The following is a 21652-nucleotide window of genomic DNA, read 5'->3' as shown; positions in this document are numbered from 1 at the left end:
ATACTGCGAATAAAGCTAGCACATTTTTGCTTAAAACTTATGCATTACCTTCAGCATCAACTTGTGCTTGTTGCTGGCTTTGTGCGTAAGCTTGGTCAAAGTTGACAGGGGCTAGCAATAACTGCGGGAAGCTACCACGCGTTACGATGTCGCTGATGACTTCACGAGCATATGGGAACAAAACGTTCGGGCAGTATGCACCTAAGATTTGACCGATTTGGTCTTCTGGGATGTCTTTTAATAAGAAGATACCTGCTTGATGCACTTCAGCGATAAATGCTGCTTCTTCCGCATTTTTTGCTGTAACGCTCACCGTTAAGATGACTTGATAATGATCGTCATCCAGTTTTTCAGCATTGCTAGACAAATTGATATCAAGCTCTGGGTTCCACTCTTTGGTGAACACACTAGCGCCTGGGACTTCAAGTGACATGTCTTTTACGTAGATACGCTCTAGTGCTAATTGTGGTTGTGCTTGTTCTTCAGCCATGATAAATCCTCTAAAAGTTAATCAAATAGTTGGACAAACTGTCATTTTAATAAAAGTTCATTGTAATATAAATCGAGACAAAATCTGGATGTTTTTATTACTCTCTTTTATCTTTGCCGCTGTCTATCATTACACAGGCAAAGACAGACAGCAACGAAAAGTAGCAGATTAACCTGCTAATAGCTCGTCAAGTTTGCCTTGTTGGTTCATTTGATTGAGCTCATCAAAACCACCGACAAAGGTCTCACCGACGAAAATTTGCGGTACAGTGCGATAGTTATTGGTTTTTTTCATTAATTCTTGACGCTCTTCGCGGCTCATATCGTGCATGCCAATTTCTTCGTAGTCAACGCCTTTAGTTTTTAAGAGTTGTTTGGCGTTTGAGCAATATGGGCAGATAGGCGTCGTATAAACTTTAACAGCGACAGTCATGGTAAATCCTTATTTATAAGTTTAGAAGGTAATCGTTTTATTATAAAAAGTATTATAAATAATTATTTGATAAAAATTCTTATAATCCGTTACCAGCAAGTAAATTGAAGATAGATTCGATGATGCTCGTTATTAAAGTGGGGATGAGCAGAGCAAATTCAAGATGTTTGAGTATAAAAGCGCTGACAGTAGCACAAATGCCACAAACAAAAAAAACACCTATCGATAAGGTGTCTTTTTTATTTGTGAATATTCAACGCCCCTCAATCATATATCAATTGATACGGGCTAAATATTTTTAAATAGCAGTATAGCGGACTACTTATGTAGACTTGGTTTGGCTTTGCCTTTATTTTTAGGCTTTGCATCCTTTAACCCAACCAATGGCATGCCCGCTGCTTGCCAACCGCCGATACCACCTTCTAAGCGATAGACACTGTCCTTGCCGATCATCTGAATCGCCGCGCCTGCTTGCACACCCATATCACAAATGATAATTACTGGCTGCTCAATTGCACGGATTTCTTCTAAGCGGTCTTTAAGCTCGGTGAACGGTATGTTACGGCTGCCTTGGATGTAACCGGTCTCAAACTTCTTTTTGGCACGAATATCGATCAGCTGCGCGTTTTGCGAGTTAACCATCATGCCTAAGGTATTGGGCGATATTTTTCTGCCACTACGTTTGTTTTCAATCGTAAAAAATAGCACGGCAAGTACGGCTAATATACCAAATAAAAACGGGTGGTTGCCCACAAATTCCAGCGCACGATCCAAACCATACCTCCAAAAAAATAAGTGTTCGGTTAAGCTGAGAAGACAGCCTAACGATACTGAACAAGACGCTATTATACCGATTAGACCAACCATAGTAAACGGGCGATGGTCAACCGAGCGATTAACGATCTATAAGGCAGCGATTAATAAGGCGGATACTAATAATGCCAATATTAATAGGGCTTAGTATCTGCCTCTTCTCTTAAAGTCACGAGGTTTTCCACACGGCGCTGCAATACCACGCCGTCAGCAACCGCTTGCCATAGGGCGCAGCCTTTGCTGTTGTGAGTATGACGACAATCACGGAACTGACAGTTGCCAGATAACGGTGCAAGCTCCACAAATCCTGAAATGATATCATCGGGTGTGAGATGCCAAATGCCGTATTCGCGGATACCTGGCGTATCGACGATACCGCCTTGGGTCAAGTCGGCTGGATTAAATGGTAATAAGCGACTGGTGGTGGTGGTGTGTTGACCAAGTTTTGAGTTATCAGAGATGATATTGACGCTTTGTGCCGATTCAGGTAGTAGGGCATTGATTAAACTGCTTTTACCGACACCAGATTGCCCCGCAAAAATAACCAGTTTTTTATCGATATAACGTTTTAATTCATCCAGCCCTTCTTGCTCATCGCTATCCGCAACGTTTTCAGGGCAATCGACTGAGGTGAGAACGCTCTCATAACCGAGAGAAGCATATTGTGCCAATAATTCTTTGGTATCGACGCCGTTTTCTTCTGCCAATAAATCGGCTTTATTAAGCACCAACAGTGGCTTTACACCAGCATGATGACAGACGACCAAATAACGATCGATGAGGGTTGGCGCGGCAGCAGGTAGCGGCGCGAAGACAATCGCCAAAATATCGACATTGGCGGCGACAGGTTTAAGTTTATGATAACGATCAGGACGCGAGACCAGAGAGGTACGCGGCTTAACCGATTCAATACGTCCAAAGCCAGTATTAGGGTCAGCACTCCAGCGTACTTGGTCACCAGCGGCTAGCATCGGTAAATTGGTACGCACATGACAACGCCAAATATCGCCTAATGCCAGCTCTTGCCAAAACGGTTCAGGATCATCGGGGGCAATCTTCGGCTGCACAGGTATCACTGCAGGCAAGCTGGTCACTTGTACTTCTAGTTGCTTGCCATAGTGCGCCATGACCACGCCATCCATCAAACTGTCATCGATGCTGTCTTGGCTTGCCAGCTGTTGTTTGTCGATGCGACGAATCTGTTGTTTAGTCAGTTTGCGTTGCCGAATTAATGCCATGGGTTTTGAACCTATTAAAAAAATATTGCTAAGTGTAGCGTGAAAGTTTGATAACATACAGCCTAAAGCGCCTGCTGCAGACAGAGATTTTGTAACGTTTTAAGGGTTATAAATCAGTAGATGCAACGTTTTGCTACTTATGCATGAACATTAACAGGCGATTTATCTAATTAATATTGCTCCAAAGTTGTTCTAAACTTTATTGACCATAGGATATTTTATGAGTACCGGTGACCACCCCAACAAGATTAAAATTAGAAACCAAGGCAAAAAAGGGCTGGTATGGATTGACCTAGAAATGACCGGGCTGGATACCTTGAATGACGAGATTATCGAGATTGCTACCGTTGTCACTGATGAAGATTTGAATGTCCTTGCCGAAGGGCCAGTGTTCGCTATAAAAGTATCGGATCAAACGTTAAATAAAATGGATGATTGGAATACCAAGCAGCATGGTCAGTCAGGATTGGTCGACCGTGTCCGCCGTAGTACCGTGACATTGGCAGAGGCCGAAGCTGAAACCATTAAGTTTCTCAATAAATGGGTCGATAGTGGTAAGTCGCCAATGTGTGGCAATTCCATCTGTCAAGATCGCCGCTTTATGGCGCGTCAAATGCCGGAATTAGAAAAATTCTTCCATTATCGCAATCTGGATGTGTCGTCAATTAAAGAGCTTTGCTTCCGCTGGCGTCCTGATATTCTCAGAAACTTTGAAAAAGGCGGCAGTCATTTAGCGTTAGATGACATTCGTGATTCTATTCGTGAATTGAAGCATTATCGCCAGCATTTCTTTAAATTAATACCGTAAAGTAAGAGTTGAGCGATCAATAGTTTGACACTTAGATGCGCGTCAATCATGCAGTGTCATTTATATAAAAAAGGTCTGTTGATAATTCAACAGACCTTTTTTATTGTTCAGAGGCGCTCAAAAAAAATGACATTAAATGAGCGATTTAAATTCAATCAATCTAAATTCAGCAGCATTACTATTAAAACTGTCATCTGAGTGCTCGTCGCCTGACTGCGCCAATCACCGCACTTACTTTTGGCTGGCGAATATCTTTATCTAATAATCTCCAGTCGCCGAGCACGTAGCGTTTTTTATCATGAGTCGCGTGATGAATAGCTGGACGATGGGTATGACCATGTAGTATAGCATCACTACCAGCCACTGCTTGTATCACAGCATCTTCATTGACATCCATGATATGCGCCGCTTTATTGGCATTATTCTGCTGGCTTTTTTGGCGCATTTTATCGGCGATTGCCAAGCGTTTCTCTAACGATTTATTGAGCAAATACCACTGAGTCAAACGATTACGCATGATTTTGCGAAAAAACTGATACTTTTTATCATCAGTACACAAGGCATCACCGTGCTCTAGACGATAATTTTGCTGACCGACAGTTAAAGTATACGGCTCATAAATAAGCTCGCCACCAAATAGACTGCAGAATGGCTGACCTAACAAAAAATCACGGTTGCCATGCATGACCAAAATCTCACAGCCAGCTACCCGTAGCTTTTTTAACTTAACGATAAGTGGGGTGAGCCAATGACTTTGTCGTTCCTCGTCGGATAAAGACAAATAAAAATCATCACCGAGCCAGACTTCAAACCAATCACCTAAGATAAACAAGCGTTTGAGCGCAGGCAGAGCAAGGCAATCATCAAGCAGCGCCAAAAAAGCCTGCACTAAGGCAGGCTCTTCAGGCGATAAATGCAAATCGCTAATCAATACTTGCCGCACCTCATGAGGGCGGGTGGTAATTAGGTGGTCAAAACTTTGCATTTATCCTTATCCTCGTAATTTTAAACAGCAACGACTCATAAGCTTTTACAGACTCATCGCTACTGAGTAATAACTATTGAAGAATGATTACTGAGAGACAGTTATTTAGTAATAATAGTCGCTGAGTTGATAACCACTGGCTCTTTTGGTACATCAGCATGCATGCCGAAACGACCAGTAGGTACGCCGCGCATTTTTTCAATCACGTCCATACCGCTTGTTACTTTTCCAAATACGGTGTAGCCCCAACCTTGCATGTTTTTGCCAGAATGATTTAGGAAATCGTTGTCTTTTACGTTAACGAAAAACTGGCTAGTTGCTGAATGCGGATCTTGCGTACGTGCCATTGCAATCGTACCAGCGTCGTTTTTTAGACCGTTGTCTGCTTCGTTTTCAACTGGGGCATTGGTCGCTTTTTCATTCATTTCAGCGTCCATTCCGCCGCCTTGAATCATAAAGCCGTCAATGATGCGATGGAAAATCGTACCGTCATAATGACCAGATTTTACATAGTTTAAAAAGTTCTCAACGGTTTTTGGTGCTTTTTCTTCATTGAGTTCGATAACGATCGCACCCATATTGGTGTCTAGTTCTACTACTGGTGGCATGTCTACCATGTGATATTCCTCTTTGATTGCAGCGCCTAAAATGACGCTGTTAAGTGGTGGCTAAAAAGTTGGTGATTAAAAAGTTATGGCTAGTCTAACGGCTTTTTTATCTCGTGTCATGTATCAGGCTGTTAATGCGTTCGCAAAAGCTGATAGAATAACGCAACTTTAGCTTTTTATTATCATTTTTAATAACTTGTTTTTAATGATTTGGTTTGAATTTTCCATGCTACGTGATGGCACGTAGCATGAACTGACAATTTGCGTTAGGAGCAATGCCCGATGAGTGAGCACTCAAGCAACAATGCACAAAAAGACGAACAAAAAAATGATTTTATTCGCAATATCATTCGTGACGATGTCAAGGCGCAAAAATACCCACAAATCGTGACGCGTTTTCCGCCAGAGCCAAACGGTTACTTGCACTTGGGGCACGTAAAATCTATCTGTCTAAACTTTGGCGTGGCCGAAGAGTTTGGTGGTGTTTGTAACCTGCGTTTTGATGACACCAACCCAACCGCAGAAAAGCAAGACTTCATCGACAATATCGAAAATGATGTGAAATGGCTTGGATTTGAGTGGGCAGGAGAGGCGCACCATGCGTCAGGCTACTTTGACCAACTTCATGCTTGGGCGATTCAGCTTATCAAACAAGGCGACGCTTATGTAGATTTGCAATCGCCTGAGCAAATTAAAGAAAACCGAGGCTCATTCAATGAGGCAGGCACGGCGTCACCACATCGTTCTGCCAGTGTTGAAGAAAACTTGACCCTCTTTAATGACATGAAAGAAGGTAAGTTTGCAGAAGGTAAAGCGGTGTTGCGCGCCAAAATTGATATGGCAAGCCCAAACATGAATATGCGTGACCCTGTCATCTATCGCGTCATGCATCAAGCGCATCACCAAACGGGTGATAAATGGTGTATCTATCCGATGTATGATTTTGCCCATCCGCTCTCTGATGCACTCGAAGGCATTACCCATTCATTGTGTACGCTGGAGTTTGAAGATCATCGTCCATTTTATGATTGGGTCATTGACAAAATTGGCTTTGATGTACCACCGCACCAGTATGAATTTAGCCGCTTAAATGTCGATCATACCTTGACCAGCAAGCGTAAGCTTAAACAGTTGGTTGACGAAAATATCGTTAGTGGTTGGGATGATCCGCGTATGCCGACGATCGCTGGCATGCGTCGCCGTGGTTATACACCAGAGGGTTTACGTGATTTCTGTGAGCGTGTTGGTGTAACAAAAGTAGACAGCGTCGTTGACTTTCGCTTATTAGAATTTAGTATTCGTCAATCATTAGAGACGACCACAGGTCGTGGTATGGCGGTACTTAAGCCATTAAAAGTGACCATTACCAACTTTGCCGAAGCGGTCAGTAGTTGGGAGTCGCAAAAAGCGGACAGCGTCAATGCTCGCTTTGATGATGCTTCGCAAACCTTATGGCTGACGCAGCCAAATCATCCTAATGTCGATATGGGCGAGCGTGAAATTCCGTTTACCGAAACCCTTTATATCGACCAAGGCGATTATGAGATTGAGCCGCCAGCAGGGTATAAGCGTCTATCGCCAGAAAAGCCAGAAATCCGCTTGCGTAATACCTATGTATTGGCAGTAACTGAGCACATTACGGATGAAGCGGGCAATGTGGTCGAACTAAAAGCGACGATTGATCCGACGACATTGGGTCAAAATCCTGAAGGCCGTAAGGTTAAGGGCGTGATTCATTGGGTATCAGCTAGCCAAGGCATCCCAGCAACGGTGCGCATGTATGAGCAGTTATTTAGTGTCGAAGACCCAAGTGGCGTCGCTGACGTCCATCAAGCATTAAATCCTAACTCGTTGACTGAACTCAATGCCGTGGTTGAACCGTCATTGGTGAATGCGGACGCTGGCACACGCTTCCAGTTCGAGCGTGAAGGTTACTTTATCTCTGATAGCGAAGACCATAACACTGACAAACCAGTCTTTAACCAAATCGTCAGCTTGCGTGACAGCTATAAGCCAGCTTAATTTATCACTATTAGCGGCATTAGCGCTTATTTGAAAAACTACTGAACAATAGTAGTTTGCAAGCTTGCCCATTTCTAGTACGCTAGGGATGGGCTTTTTTGTGCATGATTATAAAGTGATTGATCGTAAGATTTGAGGAAATAATAATGGCAAAATTTTTAAACAGCAGTGGCACGACTTACCATTTAGAAGAATTGATTAAAAATGCGTCTGATAGGTTGATTATCATCAGTCCCTATCTAAAGCTGAATGAGCGTATTAAAAAGCTATAGTCATTCCACTATAAAAGTATTACTGCATTAACCTCGCTTGAAGTATTAAATATACATCTACGCTCGGTTGCCTTGTACTATTTTTAAATTGAATCGACTATATTGGAAGACCGTAATCGTCTAAAAATCGATATTCGCATTGTCTATGGCAAGAATGATTTGCACCCAGAAGAAATAAACTGGCTTAAAAACCTGACCTTTATTCGTACCAGTTTTTGCAAAAATTTGCATGCGAAGTGCTACCTCAATGAAAACGAATGCATTATTACCAGTTTGAACCTGTATGAATTTAGCCAAGTCAATAATAATGAAATGGGCGTGCTGATTTATCGTAATGAAGATGCCAAACTATATGCCGATACTTATGAGGAGGCACAGCGCATTATTCGTATCAGCGATGAAGTGCGCATGTCGCTTGAAAAAGTGACCGAATCTGATGGTAGGGCTGATAATACTGCTACTGCCAGTCATACAATGTCCAGCAATAATGCTAATACAACGGTCACACCTACTGCTACAGAAGCGGCAACGCCTAATTACTCTAAATTAACGGCGGCGAAGCTTGCCAAAGAGTTGGGTTTTAAGACACAAGAGTTAAATGATAAGTTGCTTGCAGCGGGATATTTACAAGAGCAAGAAGGTGAGCTCACATTAACAGATGCTGGGCGTGCAGCAGGCGGTACCAGTAAAAAAGGTAAATTCGGTGATTTTTGTTTATGGGATTCTGGAATGGTAATTTGATTCATTCGCTAAGTGTATGCTAAGTTACCTAGTAATAAACAGAATAACCGCATTACAATCCTTCACAAGACAGTTATAACCAGTTTGCTAAGATAAAATAGAATTTTTGCTGACGTGCTTTGAGTTATTGTGTAATATCTGACAGGGCACATTGATAATAATAGAGCACGCGAATATCTTTGGATATTAGTGCTCATCACTAACATAGCTAAGGAATTAAGCATGGCACATTTACGTTTAGGCGATACCGCACCGAATTTTGACGCTGCAACCACAGAAGGTAATATCAATTTCCACGAGTGGGCAGGCGATAATTGGGTCGTTTTTTTCTCCCATCCAGCTGATTTTACGCCAGTATGTACTACTGAGCTTGGCCGTGCTGCGGCACTGAATGGCGAATTTCAAAAGCGTGGTGTCAAGCCAATCTGTATCTCTGTTGATGGTATCGATGACCATCATGCGTGGGCAAAAGATATTGGTGAGACTCAAGGTACTGAGTTAAATTTTCCAATCATTGCTGATCCGAACAAAGAAGTCGCTGAGCTATATGACATGATGCATCCAAATGCAGATAGCACGCATACGGTACGCAGTGTCTTCATTATTGATCCAAATAAAAAAATCCGCTTAACGCTGACTTATCCTGCGAGCTGTGGTCGTAATTTTGACGAGATTATCCGTGTCATTGATGCTCTGCAACTGTCTGATGAATATAATATTGCGACGCCAGTTGACTGGAAAGACGGTGATGATGTCATCATTCCACCAAGTGTCAAAAACGAAGATATCGCGGCTAAATACCCTAAAGGTTATACAGAAATTAAGCCTTATTTACGTACTACGCCTGCACCCAATAAATAAGTAGTATGATTGGATGAATGCAATGAAGCCTCATGACGTAACGTTGTGGGGCTTTTTGTTGTTGAGTCTCTGATCAAAAAAGCAAGCCTAATAAGGCTTTGCTATGATGAGCAGAGTAGGATATAACTGTTGTATAAAGGATGGTAAGTCTTTATCTATCATCAACAGCGTAACAACCATAATAAAACCAGATAGCGTTGAGTCGCTTTTGTCTAATCTTACAAGGAATTTGCCATGAAAAAACTATACGTCACCCGTACCGCGCCCAATCCACGTAAAGCCCTTATTTTGTTAGCATCAAAAGGCATCGATGTCGATGATATGGATGATGTGGACGTGATTGATATTGATTTTGCTGCCAATGAGCAAACGTCAGACGAGTTCACCAAAATAAATCCAATGCAGACCGTGCCAGTTCTCATACTAGGGGATGGCACGGTACTCAATGATTCGCAGGCTGTATGTGAGTATCTCGACCGTGTCTATGGTGAGCGTTCGGTGATGGGTAATGATGTGATACAACGTGCGCAAGTGTGCGCTATGCGCCGCATTGCTGAGTTTGAGGTATTGTATAACTTTATGCTGGCTTTTCAGCACAGCCATCCGTCCAAAGCCCAACGCGTTGAGCAAGTCCCAGAGTTTGTCGCGCCATCTGTTGCACGAGCTGTTAAAGCTCTTGCTTATTTTGAAAATATTTTAGAAGGTCGTGAGTATTTGGTCGGTGAACAATTAAGCTTTGCTGATATCGTCCTATATCTCGGTTTGGATTTTGGTAAAGTCCTTAACGTAAATCCGAACGAGCAGGGCGAAAATCTTGCGCGTTTTTATCAAATGATGAATGAGCGTTTTAGTATTAAAAATATGGCAAAAGCCAAAATTGCTCATACAAACGAGTAAGCCTAGCGCGAAAAATTAAAAATGTGACATCATTGATGGTCTTGAATAATTGATGAAATTTCCAATTATCTGAGACCATTGATTTTTTATGGTACCTTTAAATATTAAAATAGCAGTTACGATGAATCCATAAAAATAAACACTTTGTTACAACCATGGTAATCAACGGCGCTATAGTGGTGAAATGTGACGCTTTATTAAAGTGGATATCATCAGCCCCTTATTGTTAAATATTTAACTTGATTTTTTAAATACTTTGACTTAAAAAAGGGATAACCACAAGGTATGACTGCTATGACCTCATCTGTTAAAAAATGGCCAATTCGATTCACTTTACTACCAAGTTTGTTGGCACTAAGCTTGGCATTAAGTGCTTGCCAAGATGCCTCTTTGCCCAATGAAAGTGAGGTACAAGAAGGCACTCAGAAAAGCGCTGATGCAATAAATGATGATGGCATAGATATGAATGCCGATGCAGTAACGGATGATACTCAGATGGATAACATGAGCGATGAAGAGAAAATGATTGCCAATCTTTCACGTTATCGTTGGACATTGCTGTCTGTAATGGACAAAGGCGCACAGCCATTAAATATGCTGACGGATATTAAAGACCAAGTGCGTTTGTCTTTTAATCAATACCAAGGTGAGAATACGTTAAGTTATAGCGTTGGTTGTAATACCATGAGCGCCGGCTACCAATTGCAAGGTCATACTTTGACTGTTGAAGAGGGTATGAGTACGAAAATGTCTTGTGGCGAGCTTGATAAGGCTGAAAATAGTTTAAGTCAGCTGATGCAAGGTGAAAGCCAGTTAACATTAGTGAGAGCTAACAGTGCCAAAGATGGCGACGCTAAAGACAACAACTCTCAGGATGATAGTCTCAGGAGTGATAAGCCAATATTAACCCAAGTCACCAGTGATGGAGCAACGTTGATTTGGGAAGGCAGGCTTACCTCACAAGCCAAGTATAATAGTAAAGGTGAGACCGTATTCTGGGCAGTAAGCTCGAAAATGATACCTAGCACCGATAATGGCTTAGAGATGTGTCTACAAGTGAAACCCATTACCTATGATGACCAAGGTATTAAAATGAGCGAAGGCAAGTGGGCAGTCTTTACGGGTGAAATCGATGGCTATCAGCATGATGGCATGCACGATGAAGTATTACGTCTACAGCGTTACCCATTAGACAGTGACGATAGCAATAGTATAGAAGGCGAAGAATATGCTTATGTGTTGGATGCAGTGATTGAAAGTGCCGTCGCAGAGTAGTCGGTTTAAGCCGTTGCATTTTTAGAGTAAAGCGATTTTATAGTAAAGTGAAAGTGTAAATAACTTAGACAGTTCGAAAAACACGCGCTATTTAGACGCGTGTTTTTTATGCTTGTGTTATAAGCGTTCTTAACGCAAATTGCCTAAATCTTCTTCTGTCAAACGCCAGCGACCTTTTTTCTTAGATGCACCGCGCCCACGCATGGCGCTGTTTAATATTAATTTATTCATGGAATGGCTTGAATGCGCATGACAGATGGCGCAGGCAAGACCATCGGCGGCATCTTGCTGTGGCACGACATCCAAAGATAGTATGCGGCAGACCATCTCTTGCACTTGCTCTTTTGCCGCTGCACCATAACCGCAAACGGCTTGCTTAATCTGGCGTGCAGTATATTCTGACACTTCTAAATCCAGAGCAACCATAGCGGCAATAGCAGCACCTCGCGCTTGCCCAAGTTTCAACGCTGAGTCAGGGTTTTCTGCCATAAATACTTGCTCAATGGCAGTATAGATAGGCTCATCAGCATATTTCAAATGATGCTGTGTGATGCGCGTTAAGCCATTAAAAATCCGCTTTAGACGTTCAGGCATCTCTTTGGTGTCGGTACGTATGGTACCTGCATCGATATAGGTGAGTTTGTCGCCTGTTTGTTGCACGATGCCATAACCGGTCATGCGCGAACCAGGATCAATCCCGATAATAATTGCCATAATATCCCATCTTGCTTACATTTTATTTTATATTCAATCCTATATAAATCAGATACGGTGTCAGACTCGCTCAGCCTACTACTCGTAGTACTTTTACTCATCTTCCTTGTATCCAAATTATATTGTACCGACTATATGGCTTAAAAATCAGCCTTAAGTTTGATAGTATAGCAATCAATCCCCATATACATCATATGTTAGCCATTTTAATTTTCATGGCGCTTAATTTTTTAGATTTTATCTTATAGGACGACACTTTATGGGTCAGATAGTTGGTATTGCCATTGTTTGGTTTATTATCGAAATGCTACTTTGGTATTTGCTTGCTCAGTTTATGAGTGGTTGGTGGGTATTTATGTGGTTTATTATCGCCGCAGTCATCGGTATCTCCCTCTTGCGTAAAGGGATGGCTGCCCTCAATCCAATGGCGCAGCAAATGAAAGCAGGTGGCATGATGAACCCATCGATGCGTCCGCAAGAATCAACCATGATGAAAAGTGTGGCCATGGCAGCGGCTGGTATTCTGCTACTCATTCCAGGTGTGCTGAGCGATTTGCTCGCATTATTGGTGATATTGCCACCCGTGCAAAAGAAGCTCAAAGACTTTGCTAATAATTATGTCATGAATAATCAGCAAAAAATGATGGAAATGATGGCCAAGCAAATGGGTGGACAGATGGGCGGCGGACAAAATCCGTTTGGTGGCATGGGCGGTCAAAACCCATTCGGCGGCGCAGGTGGTATGAATAATCAGAACCCATTTGGTCAACAACAAAACCCGTTTGGCGATGGGTTTAAACAGCATACAACGATTGATGGGACAGCAAAAACCATTCCCAAGGATGTGAAAAAAATCACCAAATCTGCCAATGATGAATAGTAGAATTAATCGGCAAGCATAGAAAAACCCCCTTTTATCAATGATAAAAGGGGGTTTTTAATGGTTATTACTAAGTCTTTATGAAATGGTAGATTATAAGTAAACCTACCAAATATTATTAGAATAATAATTAACCGAATAGAACAACCGAAGTGCCGCTGTAAGATGGTGACCCATGAACCGTGAAGTTCAGGGCGGATGCGTCACTGCCTCTGCAGGTTTCCTGATACACCGCAAGCGGTGCAGGCATACACAATGAAGCAATAGGTACCACATCCTGGTAAAGCATTATCGGCTCAGGGAATAAACATCTACTAGCCAACACTTCAGAATATAATTATCTTAACGAATGATTTGAATGATTGCAAGTATGATTTACAGATTGATACGTAGATTTAGAGAGTGGCATTATTGCTATTAAGTTTTAACCGCCTTTTCTACTGATATAGTCTAATCCAAATAAAACCGATACAATCCTATTAACAATTGCATTTAATGAAATAAACGATGACTTATTCAATAGACTATCGCAAGCAGGTACTTTCTAGCATCGCTAATGGTATGACCATACGTGAAGCTTCCCTGTTTTATGGACTTAGCACCAGCACCATTCACAGCTGGCAGCAGAATTTAGCCCCTAAAACAACCAGAAACAAAGCACCGACTAAAATACCTGATGACGCATTGATTGAAGACGTAAGAAGATTCCCTGATGATTATAACTACGAAAGAGCTCGTCGATTAAATTGTAGTAAAACGGGCATCTTCAATGCTCTAAAGCGTCTTGGCATCAGTTAAAAAAAGACACTGGAGCATCCAAAAGCATGTCTGATAAAGAGAGCTCAGTATCAGAGTAGGCTTAGTAGCTTTATGCAGCAAGGTTATCCCATAGTATATATGGATGAAAGTGGCTTTGAGGCTGAAACTATCAGACCTTATGGCTATGCACCGATTGGAACCCCTTGTATTGATAGCTACAACTGGCAAGCAAAAACGTACCAACGTCATCGGTGCTCTCTATGAGAAAGTACTGTTTGCGCTTGATTACTTTGAACAGAATATCAACAGCCATATATTTTATGACTGGTGCAAGTTCACGCTTATTCCAAGTCTCAAGACTAAATGCGTGATTGTCATGGATAATGCTCGGTTTCATAAAAATAAGCGTATTCAGAGATTACTGAACAGGCATGGCCATCGCATTCTATGGCTGCCACCCTACAGTCCTGATCTCAACCCCATTGAAAAGAAGTGGGCACAAGCAAAGTTTTTACGCCAAGGTTGGATGGAGAATAATCTGCCTAAACTATTTCATGATATAGGCTGTATCGATTTTATAACGACTTAACTATAGATGTGCTTTAAATAAGTATGCTTTAGACGCTTAAGAGTGGGCGTAAAATGACGATTTTTCAGCTATTTTAAGATGTGTGTTAATATAGAGGGCTTTAAACATCCTAATATAGCATTATAGGTGTTCATTCACTTGAGGAGCGGTAATCCATGACCAATACCCAGCAACAATCAGCATTTATCGATGATAATCAGGCTCAGCTCAATAGTAAGCAGGATGGCGATCAAAATAAAAAAGTGCCGCATGTCTTAATGATATTAGATGGTTTTGGGCATCGTGAAGACGATAAGGATAATGCGATTGCTGCCGCCAGTATGCCAAATTTGGATAGGATTTATCAGCAATATCCGCATGGATTGATCTCTGCTTCTGGAGAAGATGTTGGTTTGCCAGATGGGCAGTTTGGCAATTCAGAAGTTGGGCACATGAACTTAGGTGCGGGTCGCGTTCTGTATCAAGATTCGACTCGTATCTCAAGTGAAGTAGCCAATCGTGAATTTTATAAAAACGAAGCCTTAGTCAAGGCGGTTAAAGCCGCGAACGAGTTGGGTGGTAACGTCCATATCATGGGTTTGCTGTCAGATGGTGGTGTACATTCGCATCAAGATCACATCGAAGCAATGTGCCACTCGGCGTTAGTGCACGGCGCCAAAAATGTCTTTGTTCATTGCTTCTTGGATGGACGCGACACCCCACCTAAATCGGCGGATAAGTATATTAATCGTCTGCGGGATCATATCAATAAGCTTAATGCTCATTATGAAGGCGGCCGCGTACAGATTGCCAGTATCATTGGGCGCTATTATGCAATGGATCGTGACAATCGCTGGGATCGTGTGCAAAAAGCCTATGAGCTTATCACTGAAGGTAAAGCCGATCGTCTGTCTACGCGTGCAGATGGCGCAGTACAAGCTGCTTATAAGGCACGCGAAACCGATGAATTTATTAACCCGACCGTAGTGATTGGCCGTGATGAAGTGCCATATACCGTTGATGACAATGACGCGCTTATCTTTATGAACTTCCGTGCTGACCGTGCCCGTGAGCTGGCGCAAGCTTTTGTCTTGCCAGATCATGAGTTTTCAGGGTTTGCCCGCAATAAGCAGCCAAAACTTGCGGCGTTTGTGATGCTGACCAAATATTCTGACGTTTTAGCAGACAATCCCAAAACTAGCGTTGCTTATTATCCCACGTCGTTGACCAATACACTTGGCGAGTATTTGCAAGACAATGGTAAAACTCAGCTGCGTATCGCTGAAACTGAAAAATACGCGCATGTGACGTTTTTCTTTAGCGGTGGTCGTGAAGAAGAGTATGAGGGTGAAACACGTATTCTCGTACCCTCTCCAGATGTGGCGACTTATGATCTGAAACCAGAGATGAGTGCGCCTGAAGTGACCGATAAATTAGTGGCTGCCATTGAATCAGGCAAATATGACGTGTTAATTGTCAACTATGCCAATGGTGATATGGTCGGGCATACAGGGATTTTTGATGCGGCTGTAAAAGCAGTAGAGGCGCTAGATGTCTGTGTTGGCCGTATTGAGTCAGCGGTACGCGCTGCTGGCGGTGATATGCTTATCACAGCAGATCATGGCAACTGTGAGCAGATGCAAGATTACGAAAGCGGTCAAGTACATACTCAACATACCACTGAACATGTGCCACTCATTTATGTGGGTGAGAAAAAGCTACAAGTACGTAGTCGTGGTAAGTTGAGCGATGTCGCACCGACTATTTTGGCGCTGATGGATATTGAGCGGCCTGCTGAAATGACGGGCGAAAGCTTACTGGTTCCAGCGTTGTAAGTCAGGCATTTAATACGATTATATTGACAACTTACTAGCATTGTTAGAAGTAATAGAAAGGGGAGAGATATTTATTGTCTCTCCTTTTTTTGATCTGTTTTTTAAGAGATATTTGGCTGACTTTATTTATCTTTAAATGTTTGGGTAGTGAGAAAAATAAGGGCAAGTATGATATTTCGCCTGCTAAACAAACTTGACACCGCTACTCATCATTTGATGAAATCATATCAGTTATCGTGAATGTTACTTGCAATACTCTCCTAGTCTTAGACTGGCTCTTGATGCTATCTTATGAGATAAATATTCATCTATATATCTATAAAAATAATTCTATTATTAAACGAGTTCTCTTATGCGTTCTATTTATTTTATGCGCTTACCAGTGACGAAGCGATTGGGCAAACAAGCAATGAAGGTATTCACTGCGCCGACTATTTTTAAACCTGCATTGATGATAGGTCTGCTTGGGCTCAGCACTGCTAGTATGTACGCACAAGCAGCGAGGTCACCAGCTAATGCGACCATCAATAATCCCACCGCCAGTCTACAACTGATTAGCTTAAATGCCGATGAGATAGCCACAGAAGATGACACTAATAATTTATCAGATGTCGCTGATATGCTTGAGTCGGCCGACCAAGTTGACGATTCGATAGACAGTGTCGCAGATGAGAGTGCCTTGACTGATGACACGAATGAGATCGATGTCAGTATTCCACCTGAGGTTGCGCAAGTATCATTGAATGCCATTTCTCCAGAAACGCTCAAGACGTTTGTTGCGGTAGTGGATTTGGTACGCCGTGAATATGTAGATGCGGTCAACGATGAAGAGCTGTTCAATAATGCGTTGAGTGGTATGTTGACTAAGCTAGATAGTCATGCTGAATTTTTAGATGCTGAGGCTTATGAAAACCTGCGTGCCTTTACCGAAGGTGATGTGGGTGATGTTGGTATTAAAGTCAATTATCAGCCTACAGATGGCTATTGGGTGATTACAGAGGTTATTGATGCATCGCCTGCAGATAAAAAGGGCATTGCGGTTGGCGATTATTTACATCAAGTCGGTGATTTCAAACTTGATGAAGATAAAGAAAGTAACGATATCGAGCAGCTTTTGACAGGGATTGCGGGTACGCAAGTAGATGTTATCACCTCAAAAGCTGGTCGCCGCAAACATACCACGACCTTGCAGCGTAATAACAGCCACCCTCAAACGGTCGAGGCAAGTCTCATTGACGGTATCGCTGTTATCAAGTTACCTGCCTTTCAAAATAATAGCCGTGAAAAACTATTGGAAGGCTTGATAGATCTAGACGCACCTATCACAGGTATCTTGCTAGATATGCGTGATAATCCAGGCGGGGTGCTAACGTCGGCGGTGAGCGTGGCCAGTTTGTTTATGAGCGACACTGATGTGGTACAAGTAAAGGGTCGTCAAAGTGACACGCGTACGCTATCCACTCAAGGTCTGGCGATACTTGAATCATTGCCAGTGGTGGTGTTGCAAAATCGCTATTCGGCGTCAGCGGCAGAGGTGCTTGCTAGCAGCTTACAAGCACAAAAACGTGCCTCAATCGTTGGTGAAGTCAGCTATGGTAAAGGGTCTGTACAGGCGGTCATCCCACTGAATGATGAGCAGGCTGTCAAACTAACCGTCGCTAACTATATGACAGCGTCAGGCAATAAGATCGATGGAATCGGGGTAGAGCCTGATATGACCTTGTCAGGAAGTGAAAGTACATGGGAGCAGCAAGCGCTTGCTTTACTAAAAACAAAAGCACTTGATTCGGGTATTCGTTTTGTCCGAAAACCTGCCAAAGTCGATCAAGCGGTGGCAGGCGATAGGGTTCAGTAAGGCTCGCTTAAAGACAGGCTATCGCAATATATCAACGTTAAAATATCATTTGTCATTATTCAAAAATGGCGAATGCTATGGCTCGAATTGATCCTCAGCTATCTCTAGTTTTTTCATGCGATAGCGTAAAGAGCGAAAAGTGGTGCCTAGTAGCTCAGCTGCTTGCGTTTTATTCCAAGCCGTTTGTTTTAGCGCGGTAATAATCAACTGTTTTTCTTGTTCTTGTAGGTAGTGTTCTAACCCTTGAGAGGGTAACTGACCATCCTCTAATTTGCTTAGAATTGCTTTTTCATCACTTCCTTGCAGAATAGATCGATGGGTGACAGATTCTTCATGATTATGACGGGCCGTATGGTTTGGGCTTTCTGCATGATGGCTTTCTGAACGCTGTATCATAGAAGGATAGTGCTGAGCGTTAGTACGATAAGGATGCAAGTTGGTCGTCACTTGCTTGACCTGTGGCGCTATTGTCTCATCCATAGATTGAATGACTTTTTCTCTATTTTCTATCGATTGAGCGACCATTTGGTTGCTTGTTTGACGCTCAGAATGTTGAGTATTATTGACAACCGCTGGCTCACTTTTCTGATCTTGAGAGACTGCGCGGTGATGGGTTATATCAATATCAGGCAAACCCAAGTGGCTGATGTCAATGTGCGGTGTCTCTGCTAGGGTTACTGCACGTTCAAGGACGTTACGTAGTTCACGAACATTGCCCGCAAAGTTATGATCTTGCAAACGCTCGCATGCCTCAACAGTGAGTATGGGTGGATTCTCTAGCTGCCATTCATCAGCAATTAATGCTAAAAAGTGCTTGGCTAATACAGGGATATCATCACGACGTGCATTGAGCGTCGGCAGTTTTAACTCAATCACATTGATACGGTAGTACAAATCTTGTCGAAACGCACCGTCTTGCACCAATTGGTTTAAATTTTTGTGGGTGGCGGACAAGATACGAATATCTACGGGAACCTCTTTGGTATCACCAATGGCTCTCACCGTTTTTTCTTTTTTATGACCAAAAAACTCTGATTCCATCAGCTCTGATGGTATCGCCCCACAGTTTACTGGTACAAAGCTACCATCACGGCGTGGGCTTAAATCATGAATCAATCGGGCAACCACTTCTTTACCAGTACCCGAAGCGCCTGACAAAAATACAGGTGCTTGTGAGCGTGCCAATTTTAAAATAGTATTTTTCAGTGGGTGCATCACCGCAGAATCACCAATGAGCCTACTGTCCAGCAGTTTTTGTTCAGGTGAGCATTCGGCTGTGGCTTTTGCTTCATTATCTTGATGAATAACTTTTAAAGCATTTTCCACCAGTTGACGTAGGCGCGGTAACTCAAGAGGTTTATTCACAAAGTCAAAAGCACCAAGCTTCAATGCTTCAATGGCGAGATCCATACTGCCGTGAGCAGTAATCACGGCAATGGGCGTACTAGAGCTATTGCTAATTTCTTTTACCAACTCTAGTCCTGACCCATCAGGCAGCTTTAAATCGGTCAGACAAAAATCGTAATCATTGTCTTGCCAGTATGATCTTGCTTGTGACAGAGTATATGCTTCATCACTTTTAATGCCCATTTTGGTCAAAGTAATTTGCATCAATCGGCACAGATCCACTTCGTCATCAACGACTAGCGCGGTTGTTGTCATACATCATCTCATCGTATTCAATAGCTATAAAATGGTAAAAACCAAGAGGCCTTAATGGCAAAGTATTCCATATAATATTAATACTTGGTAACGTTAATATTTATAAAATAGTGGCATTCACATTATGTTCAGTTTTATTTACATGAGTATCAGCGCCAATAGCAGGTGCTATCAAGCGAAAACAGGTTTTTTCATGTTCAGGAATATAAAGCAAACGAGTTTGGTTGGCCTCACAAAAAGCTTGTGATAAATACAGTCCTAAGCCTGTCCCTGCTTGATCTGTCGTAAAAAATGGATTGAATAAATGTTCTAAGTCTTTGGTGCTAACCCCACGACCAGCATCCAAGATATCAATTATAACATCGTTATCCGCACAATAAATCTCGATTTCCACATAGGCATGAGGGTGGGCGTAGCTACTGTAGCGCAAGCCATTGTTGATTAAATTGATTAAGACTTGCTCTAGTTGATGCGTGTCGAATGATATGGTCGGTTGTGTTTTTACGTGTAGAAAAACATCGTGTCCTTGAAAGTAATTCTCTAAAAATGTTGGCATCCAGTCTGCCAGTATAATCGACTGCTGGTTTGCAGTTTGCTGGCGAGACAATTTTAGTACATCTTCGATAATGCGATTCACGCGTTTTGTTTGTGAAAATATCATTTGATAAAGCTCATGATTCGCTGCCATATCGTCATTTGAGATAGTCGCCGTTATTGTATTATCTGCTGTATCGACTTCTAGATTGGCTTCTATAACATCTTCCATTAATAATTGGCTGGCTTGTGATATCGCTGCCAAAGGATTCCTTATTTCATGGGCGATGCTCGCCGTCAATTGCCCTAAAGAAGCCAGTTTCAATTGTTGGGCACTGGCTTGCTCGCGGCGTAAGTCCTCTAACATTATCAATTTACTGTCATCTTTTAATGGAATAATTTGTACGCGCAGTTTACCGAATATGGAAGCGTTTGCGACTGCAGGCAAATCATAAATAAAGGTACGTGATTGGCCTGCCGCTACTGACAAACAGGCTTTAAATAGCTGCGTATGTTGTTGACCAAGCTGCTGCTGAAAGTTAGATAAGAGTGCACTGCGAGTATTGTTTCGAGTATCTTTTGTATCAATAGAGGTGTTGTGCAATGATGCGGAAGGGGTGTGCGAAAGGCTAAGTAATTGGTGAGCGGCAAGGTTTGCTAAAACGATATGCTTTTTATCGATGACGATGACACCATTGACCATTTGCGTGATGACTTCTTGGTTGATGACGTTTAATCGTTCAACTTCTTTAGCGTGACTCGCTGCTACTTTCTCAAGTTGTACCAAACGCTGTGAGATGGACCAGCTCAAACCACCAACCGCCAAAAAGCTGGCTGACATGAGCAATGCGTCCCCTAAATTTGCTAAGCTCATGCTATTGGCAATGGCATAAAAGAATTGCTGATAAATGACAAAAATAATAGCGAGTAAGGTAATAATTAAGGCTTGTGAGCCGTGTAGCAACATAAAACTCGCTGCGACGACCACCATATATAGCATGGTCAACTGTAAATCAGGCGCACCCGCTGTATATAGTAATAAGCTTAATATAATGACGTCTAATACTAAACCAAAAGCTAACTGCCGCCGCATTTGATGATTAACGACATAAAACAAGCCAAGTAAAATAAGACTCAGTAGGAAATAAAAGCTAAGCGTTGTTTGTTGTAAAAATCTTGGTAGAGAGAGGCTGTTGTCAGAGTGAGCGGTGATATATACCATCAGTAGAGAAAACAGACTAACAGCAAAGCGGTAACTGCTATAAATAAGCCCCAACCTGCGCAATTGAGGTGGAGATAGCGTGTCATCACGATGCAAATAATGAGTAACAGTAGAGACGATATTAGTAGCAGGCTTCATAGATTGACCGCAATAAGGGAACAGTTGCTAGGGCGTGTCCTCA

Annotated in this window: 20 protein-coding genes, 1 other RNA gene and 1 pseudogene; 12 read left to right on the top strand and 10 right to left on the bottom strand. The window is 42.3% G+C overall.

Translation table 11 applies throughout. The features are described 5' to 3' along the window. Window positions 1-37: 37 nt before the first annotated feature. The 4 genes from secB to rsgA all read right to left on the bottom strand — a co-directional run bounded on the left by secB (window position 38) and on the right by rsgA (window position 2973). Window positions 38-490: a protein-export chaperone SecB gene (gene secB, locus JMV76_RS13550; RefSeq protein ID WP_045446997.1), complete on the bottom strand. Its 453-nt coding sequence runs from the start codon at window positions 488-490 to the stop codon at window positions 38-40. A gap of 168 nt (window positions 491-658) precedes the next feature. Beyond that, entirely contained in the window at window positions 659-922 is a 264-nt protein-coding gene (gene grxC / locus JMV76_RS13545) for a glutaredoxin 3 (protein WP_045446994.1), read from the bottom strand. A 318-nt stretch (window positions 923-1240) separates the two neighbouring features. Beyond that, complete coding sequence (locus JMV76_RS13540; RefSeq protein ID WP_045446990.1) at window positions 1241-1696, bottom strand: rhodanese-like domain-containing protein; 456 nt, start codon at window positions 1694-1696, stop codon at window positions 1241-1243. 173 nt (window positions 1697-1869) lie between these two features. Further along, a complete protein-coding gene (rsgA, locus tag JMV76_RS13535) occupies window positions 1870-2973 on the bottom strand; it encodes a ribosome small subunit-dependent GTPase A (RefSeq protein WP_201503044.1) in 1104 nt (367 codons plus the stop codon). A 220-nt stretch (window positions 2974-3193) separates the two neighbouring features. On the opposite strand from rsgA, the gene orn reads away from it, so the two are divergent. Continuing rightward, complete coding sequence (gene orn / locus JMV76_RS13530; RefSeq protein WP_045446983.1) at window positions 3194-3781, top strand: oligoribonuclease; 588 nt, start codon at window positions 3194-3196, stop codon at window positions 3779-3781. A gap of 190 nt (window positions 3782-3971) precedes the next feature. Here the strand turns inward: orn and JMV76_RS13525 are convergent, their stop codons facing one another. Both JMV76_RS13525 and JMV76_RS13520 read right to left on the bottom strand, forming a co-directional pair. Then, complete coding sequence (locus tag JMV76_RS13525; RefSeq protein WP_201503043.1) at window positions 3972-4766, bottom strand: UDP-2,3-diacylglucosamine diphosphatase; 795 nt, start codon at window positions 4764-4766, stop codon at window positions 3972-3974. Between the two features lie 101 nt (window positions 4767-4867). After that, entirely contained in the window at window positions 4868-5383 is a 516-nt protein-coding gene (locus JMV76_RS13520) for a peptidylprolyl isomerase (protein ID WP_045446977.1), read from the bottom strand. A 273-nt stretch (window positions 5384-5656) separates the two neighbouring features. Between JMV76_RS13520 and JMV76_RS13515 the strand changes: the two genes are divergently transcribed. From JMV76_RS13515 to JMV76_RS13490, 6 genes and pseudogenes are all read left to right on the top strand, one after another. Further along, window positions 5657-7396 (top strand): glutamine--tRNA ligase/YqeY domain fusion protein, encoded by a 1740-nt coding sequence (locus tag JMV76_RS13515; RefSeq protein ID WP_201503042.1) that lies wholly within the window; start codon window positions 5657-5659, stop codon window positions 7394-7396. Between the two features lie 146 nt (window positions 7397-7542). Beyond that, window positions 7543-7665: pseudogene (locus tag JMV76_RS13510) on the top strand (DNA repair protein); the annotation flags it as partial. Window positions 7666-7770: 105 nt separating this feature from the next. Continuing rightward, on the top strand, window positions 7771-8409 hold the full coding sequence (locus JMV76_RS13505) for a DNA repair protein (protein WP_265090315.1): 639 nt from the start codon (window positions 7771-7773) through the stop codon (window positions 8407-8409). Window positions 8410-8631: 222 nt separating this feature from the next. Then, complete coding sequence (locus tag JMV76_RS13500; RefSeq protein ID WP_045446971.1) at window positions 8632-9270, top strand: peroxiredoxin; 639 nt, start codon at window positions 8632-8634, stop codon at window positions 9268-9270. 234 nt (window positions 9271-9504) lie between these two features. Further along, the gene (locus JMV76_RS13495; protein ID WP_045451181.1) at window positions 9505-10167 is read left to right on the top strand and encodes a glutathione S-transferase family protein; all 663 of its coding nucleotides are present in this window, start codon (window positions 9505-9507) and stop codon (window positions 10165-10167) included. A gap of 294 nt (window positions 10168-10461) precedes the next feature. Beyond that, window positions 10462-11442: an META domain-containing protein gene (locus tag JMV76_RS13490; RefSeq protein ID WP_201503041.1), complete on the top strand. Its 981-nt coding sequence runs from the start codon at window positions 10462-10464 to the stop codon at window positions 11440-11442. A 129-nt stretch (window positions 11443-11571) separates the two neighbouring features. Here JMV76_RS13490 and ruvC read toward each other — a convergent pair whose 3' ends face one another. Next, the gene (ruvC, locus tag JMV76_RS13485) at window positions 11572-12156 is read right to left on the bottom strand and encodes a crossover junction endodeoxyribonuclease RuvC (protein ID WP_045446965.1); all 585 of its coding nucleotides are present in this window, start codon (window positions 12154-12156) and stop codon (window positions 11572-11574) included. Window positions 12157-12415: 259 nt separating this feature from the next. Here ruvC and JMV76_RS13480 point away from each other — a divergent pair, with 259 nt between their 5' ends. Beyond that, window positions 12416-13036 carry an FxsA family protein gene (locus JMV76_RS13480; protein ID WP_055123798.1) on the top strand — a complete coding sequence of 207 codons (621 nt, stop codon included), beginning with the start codon at window positions 12416-12418 and terminating at the stop codon, window positions 13034-13036. Between the two features lie 140 nt (window positions 13037-13176). On the opposite strand, the gene ssrS is transcribed toward JMV76_RS13480, so the two are convergent. After that, a non-coding RNA gene (gene ssrS / locus JMV76_RS13475) (6S RNA) lies at window positions 13177-13372 on the bottom strand. A gap of 171 nt (window positions 13373-13543) precedes the next feature. Between ssrS and JMV76_RS13470 the strand changes: the two genes are divergently transcribed. The 4 genes from JMV76_RS13470 to JMV76_RS13455 all read left to right on the top strand — a co-directional run bounded on the left by JMV76_RS13470 (window position 13544) and on the right by JMV76_RS13455 (window position 18053). Continuing rightward, window positions 13544-13834, top strand: a complete 291-nt coding sequence (locus tag JMV76_RS13470) for an IS630 transposase-related protein (RefSeq protein WP_201503040.1) — start codon at window positions 13544-13546, stop codon at window positions 13832-13834. A gap of 139 nt (window positions 13835-13973) precedes the next feature. Then, on the top strand, window positions 13974-14384 hold the full coding sequence (locus JMV76_RS13465; RefSeq protein ID WP_227690402.1) for a transposase: 411 nt from the start codon (window positions 13974-13976) through the stop codon (window positions 14382-14384). A 155-nt stretch (window positions 14385-14539) separates the two neighbouring features. Further along, window positions 14540-16198: a 2,3-bisphosphoglycerate-independent phosphoglycerate mutase gene (gene gpmI / locus JMV76_RS13460; protein ID WP_201503038.1), complete on the top strand. Its 1659-nt coding sequence runs from the start codon at window positions 14540-14542 to the stop codon at window positions 16196-16198. Window positions 16199-16550: 352 nt separating this feature from the next. After that, complete coding sequence (locus tag JMV76_RS13455; RefSeq protein ID WP_201503037.1) at window positions 16551-18053, top strand: S41 family peptidase; 1503 nt, start codon at window positions 16551-16553, stop codon at window positions 18051-18053. A gap of 75 nt (window positions 18054-18128) precedes the next feature. Here JMV76_RS13455 and JMV76_RS13450 read toward each other — a convergent pair whose 3' ends face one another. Both JMV76_RS13450 and JMV76_RS13445 read right to left on the bottom strand, forming a co-directional pair. Further along, window positions 18129-19715: a sigma-54-dependent transcriptional regulator gene (locus JMV76_RS13450; protein WP_201503036.1), complete on the bottom strand. Its 1587-nt coding sequence runs from the start codon at window positions 19713-19715 to the stop codon at window positions 18129-18131. 100 nt (window positions 19716-19815) lie between these two features. Next, the gene (locus tag JMV76_RS13445) at window positions 19816-21609 is read right to left on the bottom strand and encodes a sensor histidine kinase (protein WP_201503035.1); all 1794 of its coding nucleotides are present in this window, start codon (window positions 21607-21609) and stop codon (window positions 19816-19818) included. Window positions 21610-21652 lie beyond the last annotated feature (43 nt).

Origin of the sequence: Psychrobacter cibarius (assembly GCF_904845955.1) — a bacterium.
Taxonomy (GTDB): Bacteria; Pseudomonadota; Gammaproteobacteria; order Pseudomonadales; family Moraxellaceae; genus Psychrobacter; species Psychrobacter cibarius_B.
The sequence above is the reverse complement of the archived record's forward strand: the minus strand, read 5'-3'. Positions and strand labels throughout refer to the sequence as shown.

Bases quoted from the DNA above. Each gene is read 5' to 3' on its own strand.
- ruvC (WP_045446965.1), bottom strand. From the start codon at position 12,156: ATGGCAATTATTATCGGGATTGATCCTGGTTCGCGCATGACCGGTTAT.
- gpmI (WP_201503038.1), top strand. From the start codon at position 14,540: ATGACCAATACCCAGCAACAATCAGCATTTATCGATGATAATCAGGCT.
- grxC (WP_045446994.1), bottom strand. From the start codon at position 922: ATGACTGTCGCTGTTAAAGTTTATACGACGCCTATCTGCCCATATTGC.
- rsgA (WP_201503044.1), bottom strand. From the start codon at position 2,973: ATGGCATTAATTCGGCAACGCAAACTGACTAAACAACAGATTCGTCGC.
- JMV76_RS13525 (WP_201503043.1), bottom strand. From the start codon at position 4,766: ATGCAAAGTTTTGACCACCTAATTACCACCCGCCCTCATGAGGTGCGG.
- JMV76_RS13455 (WP_201503037.1), top strand. From the start codon at position 16,551: ATGCGTTCTATTTATTTTATGCGCTTACCAGTGACGAAGCGATTGGGC.
- JMV76_RS13470 (WP_201503040.1), top strand. From the start codon at position 13,544: ATGACTTATTCAATAGACTATCGCAAGCAGGTACTTTCTAGCATCGCT.
- orn (WP_045446983.1), top strand. From the start codon at position 3,194: ATGAGTACCGGTGACCACCCCAACAAGATTAAAATTAGAAACCAAGGC.
- JMV76_RS13445 (WP_201503035.1), bottom strand. From the start codon at position 21,609: ATGAAGCCTGCTACTAATATCGTCTCTACTGTTACTCATTATTTGCAT.
- JMV76_RS13495 (WP_045451181.1), top strand. From the start codon at position 9,505: ATGAAAAAACTATACGTCACCCGTACCGCGCCCAATCCACGTAAAGCC.
- JMV76_RS13450 (WP_201503036.1), bottom strand. From the start codon at position 19,715: ATGACAACAACCGCGCTAGTCGTTGATGACGAAGTGGATCTGTGCCGA.
- JMV76_RS13480 (WP_055123798.1), top strand. From the start codon at position 12,416: ATGGGTCAGATAGTTGGTATTGCCATTGTTTGGTTTATTATCGAAATG.
- JMV76_RS13520 (WP_045446977.1), bottom strand. From the start codon at position 5,383: ATGGTAGACATGCCACCAGTAGTAGAACTAGACACCAATATGGGTGCG.
- JMV76_RS13465 (WP_227690402.1), top strand. From the start codon at position 13,974: ATGGCTATGCACCGATTGGAACCCCTTGTATTGATAGCTACAACTGGC.
- secB (WP_045446997.1), bottom strand. From the start codon at position 490: ATGGCTGAAGAACAAGCACAACCACAATTAGCACTAGAGCGTATCTAC.
- JMV76_RS13515 (WP_201503042.1), top strand. From the start codon at position 5,657: ATGAGTGAGCACTCAAGCAACAATGCACAAAAAGACGAACAAAAAAAT.
- JMV76_RS13490 (WP_201503041.1), top strand. From the start codon at position 10,462: ATGACCTCATCTGTTAAAAAATGGCCAATTCGATTCACTTTACTACCA.
- JMV76_RS13500 (WP_045446971.1), top strand. From the start codon at position 8,632: ATGGCACATTTACGTTTAGGCGATACCGCACCGAATTTTGACGCTGCA.